This is a genomic window from Citrobacter telavivensis (assembly GCA_009363175.1).
GTDB classification, from domain to species: domain Bacteria; phylum Pseudomonadota; class Gammaproteobacteria; order Enterobacterales; family Enterobacteriaceae; genus Citrobacter_A; species Citrobacter_A telavivensis.
In genome coordinates this window covers 5406247-5421077 of sequence record CP045205.1, presented here as the reverse complement: position 1 = coordinate 5421077, position 14831 = coordinate 5406247, and the positions used below count along the sequence as shown (strand labels likewise).

Annotated in this window: 10 protein-coding genes; 9 read left to right on the top strand and 1 reads right to left on the bottom strand. The window is 55.9% G+C overall.

Annotated elements, in window-relative coordinates:
- The first annotated feature begins 208 nt into the window (after positions 1–208).
- The 7 genes from GBC03_28465 (at position 209) to tldD (ending at position 10345) form a co-directional block, all read left to right on the top strand.
- Positions 209–1252, top strand: a complete 1044-nt coding sequence (locus GBC03_28465; GenBank protein QFS73869.1) for an MreB/Mrl family cell shape determining protein — start codon at positions 209–211, stop codon at positions 1250–1252.
- Positions 1253–1315: 63 nt separating this feature from the next.
- Positions 1316–2344 (top strand): rod shape-determining protein MreC, encoded by a 1029-nt coding sequence (gene mreC / locus GBC03_28460; GenBank protein ID QFS73868.1) that lies wholly within the window; start codon positions 1316–1318, stop codon positions 2342–2344.
- Entirely contained in the window at positions 2344–2832 is a 489-nt protein-coding gene (gene mreD / locus GBC03_28455; GenBank protein ID QFS73867.1) for a rod shape-determining protein MreD, read from the top strand. Before mreC ends, mreD begins: the two co-directional genes overlap by 1 nt.
- An 8-nt stretch (positions 2833–2840) precedes the next feature.
- Positions 2841–3434 carry a septum formation inhibitor Maf gene (locus tag GBC03_28450; protein ID QFS73866.1) on the top strand — a complete coding sequence of 198 codons (594 nt, stop codon included), beginning with the start codon at positions 2841–2843 and terminating at the stop codon, positions 3432–3434.
- Positions 3424–4893 (top strand): ribonuclease G, encoded by a 1470-nt coding sequence (locus GBC03_28445; GenBank protein ID QFS73865.1) that lies wholly within the window; start codon positions 3424–3426, stop codon positions 4891–4893. Before GBC03_28450 ends, GBC03_28445 begins: the two co-directional genes overlap by 11 nt.
- 129 nt (positions 4894–5022) lie before the next feature.
- The gene (locus GBC03_28440) at positions 5023–8823 is read left to right on the top strand and encodes an AsmA2 domain-containing protein (GenBank protein ID QFS73864.1); all 3801 of its coding nucleotides are present in this window, start codon (positions 5023–5025) and stop codon (positions 8821–8823) included.
- A gap of 76 nt (positions 8824–8899) precedes the next feature.
- Positions 8900–10345, top strand: coding sequence for a metalloprotease TldD (gene tldD / locus GBC03_28435; GenBank protein QFS73863.1), 1446 nt, complete (start codon positions 8900–8902; stop codon positions 10343–10345).
- Between the two features lie 49 nt (positions 10346–10394).
- On the opposite strand, the gene GBC03_28430 is transcribed toward tldD, so the two are convergent.
- Entirely contained in the window at positions 10395–11207 is an 813-nt protein-coding gene (locus GBC03_28430) for a helix-turn-helix domain-containing protein (GenBank protein QFS73862.1), read from the bottom strand.
- A 247-nt stretch (positions 11208–11454) separates the two neighbouring features.
- Between GBC03_28430 and GBC03_28425 the strand changes: the two genes are divergently transcribed.
- Together GBC03_28425 and GBC03_28420 are read left to right on the top strand one after the other, a co-directional pair.
- On the top strand, positions 11455–12858 hold the full coding sequence (locus GBC03_28425; GenBank protein ID QFS73861.1) for an MFS transporter: 1404 nt from the start codon (positions 11455–11457) through the stop codon (positions 12856–12858).
- Between the two features lie 10 nt (positions 12859–12868).
- On the top strand, positions 12869–14830 hold the full coding sequence (locus GBC03_28420) for a glycoside hydrolase family 127 protein (GenBank protein ID QFS73860.1): 1962 nt from the start codon (positions 12869–12871) through the stop codon (positions 14828–14830).
- Position 14831: the final 1 nt, after the last annotated feature.

Here is a 14831-nt window from a genome sequence, read left to right as displayed (position 1 = left end):
ATGACCTTAAACCGGTTGCAAATGAGGGCGAGGATTGCTGCTAAAGTGCTCAGCCCTGAGGGACTCAGGTAGAGATTTGTAACAAAGGAAACGAACTGCACTAATTTTCACCGTAGCAGATGATTTTTGCGCCTTGTCGCTGCTGCGTGTGGTTGGTAAAGTAAGCGGATTTTGTTTTCCGCCCCAGCTTTCAGGATTATCCCTTAGTATGTTGAAAAAATTTCGTGGCATGTTTTCCAATGACTTGTCCATTGACCTGGGTACCGCGAATACCCTCATTTATGTAAAAGGACAAGGCATCGTATTGAATGAGCCTTCCGTTGTGGCCATTCGTCAGGATCGTGCCGGTTCACCGAAAAGCGTGGCTGCAGTAGGTCATGATGCGAAGCAGATGCTGGGTCGTACACCGGGCAATATTGCTGCTATTCGCCCAATGAAAGACGGCGTTATTGCTGACTTCTTCGTGACTGAAAAAATGCTCCAGCACTTCATCAAGCAAGTGCACAGCAACAGCTTTATGCGTCCAAGCCCGCGTGTGCTGGTGTGTGTACCGGTTGGTGCCACTCAGGTTGAGCGTCGTGCTATTCGTGAATCCGCACAGGGCGCTGGCGCCCGCGAAGTCTTCCTGATCGAAGAGCCGATGGCTGCGGCAATTGGTGCTGGCCTGCCGGTTTCTGAGGCGACCGGTTCAATGGTTGTGGACATCGGTGGCGGTACGACGGAAGTCGCCGTTATCTCCCTGAACGGCGTGGTCTATTCCTCTTCTGTACGTATCGGCGGCGATCGCTTCGACGAAGCAATCATTAATTATGTGCGCCGTAACTACGGATCGCTTATCGGTGAAGCCACCGCAGAACGTATCAAGCATGAAATCGGTTCCGCCTATCCGGGCGACGAAGTGCGTGAAATTGAAGTGCGCGGTCGTAACCTGGCAGAAGGGGTTCCTCGCGGCTTTACCCTGAACTCTAACGAGATTCTGGAAGCCCTGCAGGAGCCGCTGACCGGTATCGTTAGCGCGGTGATGGTTGCACTGGAACAGTGCCCGCCGGAACTGGCGTCTGATATCTCCGAGCGCGGTATGGTGCTCACTGGCGGTGGCGCGCTGTTGCGTAACCTTGATCGTCTGTTAATGGAAGAAACCGGTATTCCAGTTGTTGTTGCTGAAGACCCGCTGACCTGTGTGGCGCGTGGCGGCGGCAAAGCGCTGGAAATGATCGATATGCACGGCGGCGACCTGTTCAGCGAAGAGTAATCGGATGCCGGCAGGAGAGCGTCACGCTGTCCTGCCGACTCTGATACGAGAATACGCAAACTTATGAAGCCAATTTTTAGCCGTGGCCCGTCGCTACAGATTCGCCTTATTCTGGCGGTGTTGGTGGCGCTCGGCGTTATTATTGCCGACAGCCGCCTGGGTACGTTCAGTCAGATCCGTACGTACATGGATACCGCCGTCAGTCCTTTCTACTTTATTTCCAATGGTCCCCGTGAACTGCTTGATGGCGTCTCGCAAACGCTCGCGTCGCGCGACCAGCTTGAGCTTGAAAACCGGGCGCTGCGTCAGGAACTGCTGCTGAAAAACAGCGAGCTGTTGATGCTGGGGCAGTACAAACAGGAGAACGCGCGTCTGCGCGAGCTGCTGGGTTCGCCGCTGCGTCAGGATGAACAAAAGATGGTGACGCAGGTCATCTCCACGGTTAACGATCCTTACAGCGACCAGGTGGTTATCGACAAAGGCAGCGTGAACGGCGTTTACGAAGGCCAGCCAGTGATCAGCGATAAAGGCGTTGTCGGCCAGGTCGTCGCAGTGGCGAAACTGACCAGCCGCGTTCTGCTGATTTGCGATGCCACTCATGCCTTGCCTATTCAGGTGTTGCGCAACGACATCCGGGTGATCGCGGCTGGCAACGGCTGCACCGACGATTTGCAACTCGAACACCTGCCGGCCAATACCGATATTCGCGTTGGCGACGTGCTGGTCACGTCGGGGCTGGGCGGCCGTTTCCCGGAAGGCTATCCGGTGGCGGTTGTCTCTTCCGTTAAGTTGGATACCCAACGTGCTTACACTGTGATTCAGGCGCGCCCTACCGCGGGCTTGCAACGTCTGCGCTATCTGCTGCTGCTGTGGGGGGCCGACCGTAACGGTGCCAACCCGATGACGCCGGAAGAAGTGCATCGTGTCGCGAATGAACGTCTGATGCAGATGATGCCGCAAGTGCTGCCGTCTCCGGATATGATGGGGCCGCCGCCGCCCGTGCCTGCACCAGCGACCGGTATCACTTCGTCATCTGCCGCTCCGCCAGCTGGTACGACGCCGCCTGCACCGCGCGCGCCGGGAGGCCAGTAGTGGCAAGCTATCGTAGCCAGGGACGCTGGGTTATCTGGCTCTCGTTCTTTATCGCACTGTTACTGCAAGTGATGCCCTGGCCGGAAGAGATCATTGTCTTTCGGCCAAACTGGGTGCTGCTCATTTTACTCTACTGGATCCTCGCCCTGCCGCACCGTGTCAATGTGGGCACAGGTTTCGTGATGGGTGCCATACTGGATCTCATTAGCGGTTCCACGCTTGGCGTGAGGGCGTTGTCGATGAGTATCATCGCTTATCTGGTTGCGCTGAAATTTCAGCTCTTTCGCAATCTGGCGCTCTGGCAACAGGCGCTGGTGGTGATGTTGCTTTCGCTCGTGGTGGATATTATTGTTTTCTGGTCAGAGTTTTTAGTGATCAACGTCTCTTTCAGGCCTGAAGTATTCTGGAGTAGTGTAGTCAACGGTGTGCTCTGGCCGTGGCTTTTCTTGCTGATGCGCAAAGTCCGCCAGCAATTTGCAGTGCAATAAAGGTTTCTATGACGTCTTTATACTTAGCTTCTGGTTCGCCGCGCCGCCAGGAATTGCTCTCGCAATTAGGCATTTCTTTCGAACGTATTGTCACGGGAATAGAAGAAACGCGTGGCGAGGGAGAAAGCGCACAGCAGTATGTGTCACGCCTGGCGCGGGAAAAAGCCCGGGCCGGTGTGGCGCTGACGCCGCGCGATCTTCCCGTGCTGGGAGCGGATACCATCGTTATCCTCAACGGTGAAGTGTTAGAGAAGCCGCGTGACGCACACCATGCGGCGCTGATGTTGCGTAAATTATCCGGGCAAACGCATCAGGTGATGACGGCCGTTGCGTTGGCGGATAGCCAGTATGTGCTCGACTGCCTGGTGATGACCGAGGTGACGTTCAGAGCGCTGACGGATGCGGATATCGCTGACTATATCGCCAGCGGTGAACCGATGGATAAAGCAGGTGCATACGGTATTCAGGGGCAGGGTGGCTGTTTTGTCAGGAAGATAAATGGCAGCTATCACGCCGTGGTCGGCTTACCGCTGGTTGAAACGTATGAGTTGCTGAGCAATTTTAACTCACTGCGTGAGAAAAGGGATAAACATGACGGCTGAATTGTTGGTAAACGTAACGCCATCGGAAACACGCGTGGCGTACATTGATGGCGGTATTCTGCAGGAAATTCATATTGAGCGCGAAGCGCGACGCGGGATCGTAGGCAATATCTACAAAGGTCGGGTCAGTCGCGTACTTCCGGGTATGCAGGCGGCTTTTGTAGATATTGGGCTGGATAAAGCCGCGTTTCTTCACGCTTCTGACATTATGCCGCACACTGAATGCGTGGCGGGGGAAGAGCAGAAGCAGTTCACCGTTCGCGATATTTCAGAGCTGGTGCGTCAGGGGCAAGACCTGATGGTGCAGGTGGTAAAAGATCCGCTGGGCACCAAAGGCGCGCGCCTGACAACCGACATCACCTTACCGTCTCGCTATCTGGTCTTTATGCCTGGCGCCTCGCACGTTGGCGTTTCTCAGCGTATCGAAAGCGAAGCCGAGCGTGAGCGACTGAAAAAAGTGGTCGCCGAGTACTGCGACGAGCAGGGCGGATTTATCATCCGTACCGCGGCGGAAGGGGTCTGTGAAGAGGATCTGGCGTCAGATGCTGCGTACCTTAAGCGCGTCTGGACCAAAGTGATGGAACGCAAAAAGCGCCCGCAGACGCGTTACCAGATGTATGGCGAACTGGCGCTGGCACAGCGTGTGCTGCGTGATTTTGCCGACGCGCAGTTAGACCGAATTCGCGTGGATTCCCGTCTGACCTATGAAGCCCTGCTGGAATTTACGGCGGAGTACATCCCGGAAATGACCAGCAAGCTGGAGCATTACAGCGGACGTCAGCCGATTTTCGATCTCTTCGACGTTGAAAATGAGATCCAACGTGCGCTGGAGCGCAAAGTTGAACTGAAATCCGGCGGCTACCTGATTATCGATCAGACTGAAGCGATGACCACCGTCGATATCAACACTGGCGCGTTTGTCGGCCATCGTAATCTCGATGACACCATCTTCAACACCAATATTGAAGCGACCCAGGCGATTGCCCGCCAACTGCGACTGCGTAATCTCGGCGGCATCATTATTATCGATTTTATCGACATGAATAATGAAGATCACCGTCGACGGGTGCTGCATTCGCTTGAGCAGGCGCTGAGTAAAGATCGGGTGAAAACCAGCATTAACGGTTTTTCCCAGTTGGGTCTGGTAGAAATGACGCGCAAGCGCACGCGTGAGAGCGTGGAGCATGTGCTGTGCAACGAGTGTCCGACCTGTCATGGACGCGGCACGGTGAAAACAGTGGAAACCGTCTGCTATGAGATCATGCGTGAAATCGTTCGCGTGCACCATGCTTACGACTCTGACCGCTTCCTGGTCTATGCTTCTCCTTCCGTTGCGGAAACGCTGAAAGGGGAAGAGTCGCACGCGCTGGCGGAAGTGGAGATTTTTGTCGGCAAACAGGTCAAAGTGCAAATTGAACCGCTCTATAACCAGGAGCAGTTTGACGTCGTCATGATGTAAAACGACTGTGCCCGATGGCGCTGCGCTTATCGGGCCTACAAACCAGACGTAGGCTGGATAAGGCGTTCACGCCGCCATCCGGAGAAGTGGGTTTGTGAGTCACATTTTTAGGCAGACAAGGAGAGACGCGTGAGGCGATTGCCGGGGATATTATTGCTCACTGGAGCCGCGCTCGTTGTTGTCGTAGCGCTGCTGGTCAGTGGTTTGCGCCTGGCATTACCGCATCTCGACAGCTGGCGTCCGACGATCCTCAGCAAAATTGAGTCTGCAACGGGACTGCCGGTCAAAGCCAGCCAGATCTCTGCCAACTGGCAAAATTTCGGTCCCACCCTCGAAGCGCGTGATATCCACGCGGAACTGAAAGACGGCGGTGAATTCTCGGTTAAACGCGTTACCCTGGCGCTGGATGTCTGGCAGAGTTTGCTGCACATGCGCTGGCAGTTTCGCGATCTCACCTTCTGGCAACTGAACTTCCGTACCAACACGCCGATTGAGCGCAGCGAAAGCGGTGACGGGCTGGAAGCCAGCCGAATCAACGATCTTTTCCTGCGCCAGTTCGATCACTTCGATCTCCGCGACAGCCAAATCAGCTTTCTGACGCTCTCCGGCCAGCGCGCCGAACTGGCGATTCCGCAACTCACCTGGGTTAACGGTAAAAACCGCCACCGCGCGGAAGGACAGGTGAGCCTCTCCAGTCTGACCGGCCAGCACGGCATCATGCAGGTGCGCATGGATCTGCGTGATGACGACGGTCTGCTGAATAATGGTCGGGTCTGGCTGCAGGCTGACGACATCGACGTGAAGCCGTGGCTGGGCAAGTGGATGCAGGATAACGTGGCGCTGGAGACCGCGCGCTTCAGTCTTGAAGGCTGGATGACCATCAGCAAAGGTGAAATCGCCGGTGGCGATGTCTGGCTGAAACAAGGCGGAGCGAGCTGGAAAGGCGACAATCACTCCCATACGCTCTCTGTGGACAACCTGACGGCACATATCAGCCGTGAACAGCCCGGCTGGCAGTTTTCTATTCCTGATACCCGCATCACGATGGACGGCAAGGCATGGCCGCGCGGTGCGCTACAGCTTGCCTGGATCCCTGAACAGGAAGTCGGCGGCGTGGACAGCAAACGCAGTGACGAACTGCGCATTCGCGCCAGCCATCTGGAGTTGACCGGGCTTGAGGGGCTGCGCCCGATGGTGTCGAAGCTTTCGCCCGCGCTGGGTGATATCTGGCTTGCCACTCAACCGAGTGGAAATATCGATACCCTGGCGCTGGATATCCCACTCCAGGCCACGGAAAAGACCCGTTTTCAGGCGTCATGGCGCGATCTGGCATGGAAGCAGTGGAAGCTGTTGCCTGGGGGAGAGCATTTCTCCGGAACGCTCTCCGGGAGCGTGGAAAACGGCGCGCTGACCGCGTCGATGAAACAGGCAAAAATGCCCTACGAAACGGTCTTTCGCGCGCCATTAGAAATTGAAGACGGTGTTGCCACGCTGAACTGGCTGAAGAATGACAAAGGCTTTCAACTGGACGGGCGCAACATCGACGTGAAGGCGAAAGCGGTTCATGCGCGCGGCGGTTTCCGCTATCTGCAACCGGCAGGCGATGACCCCTGGCTGGGGATTCTGGCTGGCATCAGCACTGACGACGGCTCTCAGGCCTGGCGTTACTTCCCGGAGAATCTGATGGGCAAGGCGCTGGTGGACTATCTCAGCGGCGCGATTCAGGGCGGAGAAGCGGATAATGCGACGCTGGTGTACGGCGGGAATCCGCATTTGTTCCCGTACAAGCACAATGAAGGCCAGTTTGAAGTGCTGGTCCCGCTGCGCAATGCGAAATTTGCCTTCCAGCCGGACTGGCCTGCACTGACCGATCTGAGTATCGAACTGGATTTTCTCAACGACGGCCTGTGGATGAAAACCGATGGCGTCAATTTAGGCGGCGTGAAGGCCACGAACCTGACGGCTATTATCCCGGACTACGCCAAAGAAAAGTTGCTGATTGACGCCGATATTCAGGGGCCAGGCAAAGCGGTAGGACCGTATTTTGACGACACGCCGTTGAAGACGTCGCTGGGCGCCACGCTTGAGCAGTTGCAGATCGATGGCGATGTGAATGCTCGCTTACATCTGGATATCCCGCTGGACGGCGAAATGGTTACCGCAAAGGGCGATGTGTCGCTGCGCGATAACAGCCTGTTCATCAAACCGCTCGACAGCACCCTGAAAAACCTCAGCGGCAAATTCAGTTTTATCAATGGCAACCTGAAAAGCGAGCCGATGACGGCGAATTGGTTCAATCAGCCGCTGAACGTTGATTTTACAACCACAGAGGGCGCGAAAGCCTATCAGGTCGCGGTGAATCTCAACGGCAACTGGCAGCCCGCTCGCACCGGTGTGTTGCCTTCGCAGGTTAATGAGGCGCTCGGCGGCAGCATGGCGTGGAACGGTAAGGTGGGGATTGACCTGCCGTATCATTCCGGCACGACGTATAACATTGAACTGAACGGCGATCTCAGGAATGTAAGTAGTCACTTACCTTCTCCGCTGGATAAAGAGGCTGGCGCGGCGTTACCCGTTAAAATCAAAGCAACCGGCGATCTGCGCAGCTTTACGCTGACCGGTAGCGCCGGGCAGGAAAATCATTTTAACAGCCGCTGGTTGCTGAATCAGAAACTGACGTTGGATCGTGCAATCTGGACGGCAGAAAGCCAGACGGCACCGCCTTTGCCTGAACGGGAAGGTATTGAGCTGAATCTGCCATCGATGGATGGTGCGCAATGGCTGGCCCTGTTCCAGAAAGGCGCGGTCGATAACGTTGGGGCCAACGCGAATTTCCCACAACATGTCACGTTGCGTACGCCTGCGTTAACGCTGGGAGGACAGCAGTGGAACAACCTGAGTATCGTTTCTGAACCGGCGCCGAATGGCACTAAAGTCGAGGCACAGGGGCGTGAGATCAATGCCACGCTGGCAATGCGCAATAACGCGCCGTGGCAGGCTTTTATCAAATACCTTTATTACAACCCCACCGTAGCCACAACGGATAAAAGCGACGCACCAGCTTCGCCATTTGCATCCGTAGAACGCTTTAGTTTCCGCGGCTGGCCTGACGTGCAGTTGCGCTGTGAAGAGTGCTGGATGTGGGGACAGAAGTACGGACGTATCGATGCGGATGTAGCCATTCAGGGCGACACCCTGAACCTGAGTAACGGCCTGCTGGATACCGGCTTCACCCGACTGACGGCGGATGGACAGTGGGTAAACACCCCCGGCAGTGAACGCACCTCTTTAAAAGGGAAGCTGCGGGGTAATAAGATTGATGCGGCGGCAGGATTCTTTGGCGTCTCCACCCCCATTCGCAACGCGTCGTTTAACGTTGATTACGATCTGCACTGGCGCAACCCGCCGTGGAAGCCGGAAGAAGCCTCGCTGAACGGCATTATCCGCACCCGCTTGGGCAAAGGGGATATCACCGAATTAAGCACCGGGCACGCGGGGCAGTTGCTGCGCCTGCTGAGCTTTGACGCACTGCTGCGCAAACTACGCTTTGATTTTAGCGATACCTTCAACGAAGGATTTTACTTCGACTCCATTCGCAGTACCGCCTGGATCAAAGACGGCATATTGCATACGGACGACACGCTGGTGGACGGACTGGAAGCGGATATCGCCATGAAAGGATCGGTCAACCTGGTGCGCCGCGAACTGGATGTTGAAGCGGTGGTGGCTCCGGAAATCTCCGCCACGGTGGGGGTGGCAGCCGCGTTTGCGGTGAACCCGATCGTTGGCGCGGCGGTCTTTGCCGCCAGTAAAGTGCTTGGACCGCTGTGGAGTAAAGTCTCGATTCTGCGCTATCGGATCACCGGTCCGCTCGACAAACCGCAGATCAACGAAGTCCTGCGCCAGCCGCGGAAAGAAAATTCGCAATGATTTGACGAGGGCAAGGAATTGCCCCACTCTCAGTACATAGATCCTCTATCGCAGTCACTAACGAGTAGCAATAACGATGAGTCTGAACCTGGTAAGTGAACAATTGCTAGCGGCGAACGGCCTGAAACATCAGGATTTGTTTGCCATTCTGGGCCAACTGGCCGAACGTCGTCTCGATTACGGCGATCTCTATTTTCAGTCGAGCTATCACGAATCCTGGGTTTTAGAAGACCGCATCATTAAAGATGGTTCTTACAATATCGATCAGGGCGTTGGCGTTCGCGCAGTGAGCGGTGAAAAAACCGGATTTGCCTATGCTGACCAGATTAGCCTGCAGGCGCTGGAACAGAGCGCGCGCGCCGCGCGTACCATCGTGCGAGACAATGGCGACGGGAAAGTGAAGACCCTCGGTGCCGTGGAGTATCCGGCGCTGTACACCTCTGTCGATCCGCTGCAAAGCATGAGCCGTGAAGAGAAACTCGATATCCTGCGCCGCGTCGATAAAGTCGCCCGCGAAGCGGATAAACGCGTGCAGGAAGTGTCGGCGAGCCTGACCGGCGTGTATGAATTGATCCTGGTTGCTGCCACCGACGGGACGCTGGCCGCCGATGTGCGTCCGCTGGTGCGTCTGTCGGTCAGCGTGCAGGTGGAAGAAGACGGTAAACGTGAGCGCGGTGCCAGCGGTGGCGGCGGGCGCTTTGGTTATGATTATTTCCTCGCGGATCTGGACGGCGACGTCCGCGCCGACGTATGGGCGAAAGAGGCCGTGCGTATGGCGCTGGTGAACCTGTCTGCGGTCGCGGCACCCGCCGGGACACTGCCTGTCGTATTGGGTGCCGGCTGGCCGGGTGTGCTGCTGCATGAAGCAGTGGGGCATGGTCTGGAAGGAGACTTTAACCGTCGCGGCACATCCGTATTCAGCGGTCATATGGGTGAACTGGTGGCTTCTGAGCTGTGTACCGTGGTGGACGATGGCACGATGGCGGATCGCCGGGGGTCCGTGGCTATTGACGACGAAGGGACGCCGGGTCAGTACAACGTATTGATCGAAAACGGCATTCTGAAAGGTTACATGCAGGACAAACTGAATGCGCGACTGATGGGCGTGGCGCCGACCGGGAACGGTCGCCGCGAGTCTTACGCGCATTTGCCGATGCCGCGCATGACCAACACCTATATGCTGCCGGGCAAATCCACGCCGCAGGAGATCATTGAGTCCGTAGAGTACGGGATCTATGCGCCAAACTTTGGCGGCGGTCAGGTGGATATCACCTCCGGTAAGTTTGTCTTCTCTACCTCAGAGGCTTATCTGATTGAGAATGGCAAAGTAACGAAACCGGTGAAAGGAGCCACGCTGATTGGTTCGGGTATCGAAGCGATGCAGCAGATTTCGATGGTCGGAAACGACCTGAAGCTGGATAACGGCGTCGGCGTCTGTGGCAAAGAAGGCCAGAGCCTGCCGGTTGGTGTGGGTCAACCGACGCTGAAGGTGGATAACCTGACCGTCGGCGGTACTGCGTAGCCCTATTTTCCGGATGGCGGCAAAACGCCCCATCCGGCCAGCGCTTGTTTCAGTCTGAATTGATATGTTCCTTACAATATCGCCGTTTCCATGCGGCTGGCGTCAGGCCAGTATGCTTGCGAAAAATCTGCCGAAAATATCCAACGTCATTAAATCCACACTTTTCCGACACTTCGCTGAGTGCCAGCGAATCGCTAATTAACAGTTTTTCTGCGGCACTGACGCGCTGTCGATGAATGGCTTCGGTCATCGTCATATGAAATATCCGTCGGTAAACCCGTCCCAGGTAATCGGCGTTGCAATGCAACTCCCGGGCAAGCTGCGATGTGGAGAGTGGCAGGTGATACTGGGTGCGAATTTGCTTGCGCGCCTTATAGGCCAACGCCACGCCAGCGCTATCACCGTGGGTTTCGCTCCCCGCCGCTGAGGCGATTTGCTGCAAAATCAACAGCAAAATAAATTCCAGTGCCGGGCCGTGACGCCTGTTTTCCTGTTCGCTTAAAAACTGACGAAACAGCGACATGACGTACTGTGGGCTGCTGACGCTGATATGCTGCGGTAACGAGAGTAACTGTGTCGGATTTGTTGTCGCGGGCAGCACGTCAAAATGCACCCAGTAAAATGTGAGATCCGGCGGGAAATCCCCAATCCCGACGTGGCGGCGCTGAGGCCACAGCAACAAGCTTTCTCCGGCCTTAACCTCAAACTGGACGTCGTTCTCTCTAATGGTCAGCGTCCCCTGTTGTACAAAAATCAACTCCCAGGATTCCAGCCTGCGTGCCGGATGGCTGCCTACGCCGCGCGAGATGAACAAACCGCCGTTTTGTACCCTAATCGGAAGCGCTATGGATAAATCAAGCATGGATATGTAATTTCTCGCGTTTTTTTTAGGCGTAAATGACCTTTCTATATGATTAATAAAAAGTTATTTGATATTTGCCGATCGGCCTCACAGTTTTGCCGGCAGGTCGGAATCGTCATCTTTTTATACCTGTTTATCGCCTTGTTGGCACGGTAATTCCGGGCAAAATGACATCTGAATTTTCTTATTAAAACCGGAATCCTGCGAATTTATCGGGATAAATCTGCTTCAGACGAGGAACCTTTTTATGACCTCTACATCACTGACGGAAACGGATATTGCCGGAAGTCATCCCGACGAAAAATTGTCGATCCGAGAAAAGATTGGCTACGGGCTGGGCGACGCGGGTGGCACGGTGATCACCTGCCTGATCATGAACTTTTTGACCTTTTTCTACACCGATGTCTTCGGGCTGACGCCCGCACTGGTTGGCACCTTGTTTTTGGTGCTGCGCGTTTTCGACGCTATTTCCGATCCGATTATGGGCGCGGTTGCTGACCGTACCCGCAGCCGCTGGGGGCGTTTTCGCCCGTGGCAACTGTGGATCGCCGTGCCCATCGGCGTTATCGGCGTACTGACCTTTACCGTTCCGGACGCATCAACGGGGGTCAAAATCGCCTGGGCCTTTGGCACGTATTTGTTGCTTTCGGTGAGCTATACCGCGATTAACGTTCCTTATTGTGCGCTAATCAATACCATGACCACGCGCCACACTGAAGTCATTGCCTGCCAGTCCTGGCGCTTTGTGCTGTGCGGTGTGGCGGGCTTTTTGGTCTCCGTCGGGCTGCCGTGGCTGGTGGAGACGCTCGGCCATGGCAACACCGCGCAGGGTTACCAGCTTGGCGTCGGCGTACTGTGCGCCGTCGCGGTGGTAATGTTCCTGTGCTGCTTCTTCTGGGTACGTGAGCGGGTGTCGCTCAACATGATGGGCCACTTTTCCCTGCGCGAACATCTGGCGGGCCTGCGCAAAAACGACCAGTTACTGCTGATGCTGTTGATGTCATTCCTACTGATTAACGTGTTTAATATTCGCGGCGGCGGCTACATGTACTTCATCACCTACGTGTTGCAGGGCAGCACCGCCTACACCTCGCTGTTTTTTACCATGGTGACGTTCGCTTCCATTATCGGTTCGGTGATGGTTAACCTGCTGTCGCGCCGCATTGATACGGTCAAACTCTACTATCACACTAACCTGGTGTTAGCTTTACTTGCGGTCATTATGTGGTTTCTGCCCGCCAGTCCTGACTGGCAGACGTTATGGTTGGTCGTGATCCTCGGGAACGGCATTATCCTTGGCTTTACCCTACCGCTGCACTTTTCGCTGATGGCCTTTGCCGACGACTACGGCGAGTGGAAAACCGGCGTGCGTTCCTCCGGCATGAACTTTGCCTTCAACCTGTTCTTTATCAAGCTGGCATGGGCCTCCAGCGCCGGAATTATCAGCCTGGTGTTTATTGCCGTTGCTTACAGGGCAGGGGCGGAAAACCAGACGCCCGCGTCATTGCAGGGGATTTTCTCAATGGAAAGCCTGCTGCCCGCACTGTTCCACCTGCTGCTGGCGCTGTCTATCCGCGCCTGTAAACTCAATAACCCGATGATGGCCCGTATTTCCGGTGATTTACGCCAGCGTCACGCCCAGGCCCTGTAGGAGCAAAAAAATGAAACCTGAAATCATGGAAGTGGATCTCCACCGGCTTAAGGTCAGCGATCCGTTTTTCGGCCAGTACCAGCAACTGGTGCGCGATGTGGTAATCCCTTATCAGTGGGATGCGCTTAACGATCGTATTGCGGAAGCGGAACCCAGCCATGCGATTGAAAACTTCCGTATCGCCGCCGGGCGGCAGCAGGGGGAGTTTTACGGCATGGTGTTCCAGGACAGCGATGTGGCGAAATGGCTGGAGGCGGTGGCGTGGTCGCTGTGCCAGAAGCCAGATGCGGAACTTGAGAAAACCGCCGACGAGGTGATCGAGCTGATTGCCGCCGCCCAGTGTGAAGACGGTTATCTGAATACGTATTTCACCGCCAAAGCGCCGGATAAGCGCTGGAGCAATCTGGCCGAATGCCACGAGCTTTACTGCGCCGGACATATGATTGAAGCGGGCGTCGCCTTCTTTCAGGCCACCGGCAAGCGTAGCCTGCTGAACGTGGTGTGCCGCTTTGCTGACTATATCGACAGCGTGTTCGGCAAAGAAGAGCACAAGCTGCACGGTTATCCCGGCCACCCGGAGGTGGAGCTGGCGCTGATGCGGCTGTATGAAGTGACACAGGAGCCGCGCTATCTGAATCTGTCGCGCTATTTTGTCGAAGCGCGCGGTACGCAGCCGCACTATTACGACATTGAGTTTGAAAAACGCGGTGGCACTTCGCACTGGCTGATTTACGGCGCGGGCTGGATGACGCACGATAAGGACTACAGCCAGGCGCATTTACCGTTAGCGGATCAACAGACGGCCATCGGTCACGCGGTGCGTTTTGTCTACCTGATGACCGGCGTGGCACATCTGGCGCGCTTAAGTCAGGACGAAGAAAAACGCCAGATCTGCCTGCGTCTGTGGAAAAACATGGCGCAGCGCCAGCTGTACATCACCGGCGGTATCGGTTCGCAGGGACGTGGTGAAGCGTTCAGTTGCGACTACGATCTGCCAAACGATACGGTATACGCCGAAAGCTGCGCCTCCATCGGCCTGATGATGTTTGCGCGTCGGATGCTGGAAATGGAAGCCGACAGCCAGTACGCCGACGTGATGGAGCGCGCGCTCTACAATACTGTGTTGGGCGGCATGGCGTTGGACGGTAAGCATTTCTTCTATGTGAATCCGCTGGAAGTGCAGCCAAACGTACTGAAATTCAACCATATTTACGATCACATCAAACCTGTTCGTCAGCGCTGGTTCGGCTGCGCCTGCTGCCCGCCGAATATCGCGCGTACGCTGACCTCTATTGGTCACTATATTTATACGCCGCGCCCGGAAGCGCTCTATATCAATCTGTATATCGGCAACCGCGTAACGGTTCCGGTCAATGGCGGTGAGCTGGGCCTGAAAATTAGCGGTAATTTCCCCTGGCAGGAACGGGTGGAGATAAGTATCGACTCCCCACAGCCGGTGGCGCATACGCTGGCGCTGCGGCTGCCGGACTGGTGCGACAAGCCACAGGTGTTGCTCAACGGTTCGCCTGCCGAGGGTGAGGTACGCAAGGGCTATCTGCATATCCGCCGTGACTGGGGAGCGGGCGACACCCTCACGTTAACGCTGCCGATGCCGGTACGCCGTGTTTACGGCAATCCGCAGGTGCGCCACGTGGCGGGTAAAGTCGCGCTACAACGCGGGCCGTTGGTGTACTGTCTGGAAGAAGCCGACAACGGCGCGTTACTGCATAATCTGAGCCTGCCGAAAGAGAGCGCGTTTACCGCCATCGAAGGGAAAGGTATTTTCGCGCATAACGTTCTGATTCAGGCGCAGGGATACCGGCAAAGCCCAAAACAGCAGGGCGAGCAGCCGCTGTGGCACTACGACACCGCCCCCGGTGCGCGTCAGGATCACACGCTGACGTTTATCCCATGGTTTAGCTGGGCCAACCGCGGCGAAGGGGAGATGCGGATTTGGGTGGATGAGGCGTAGT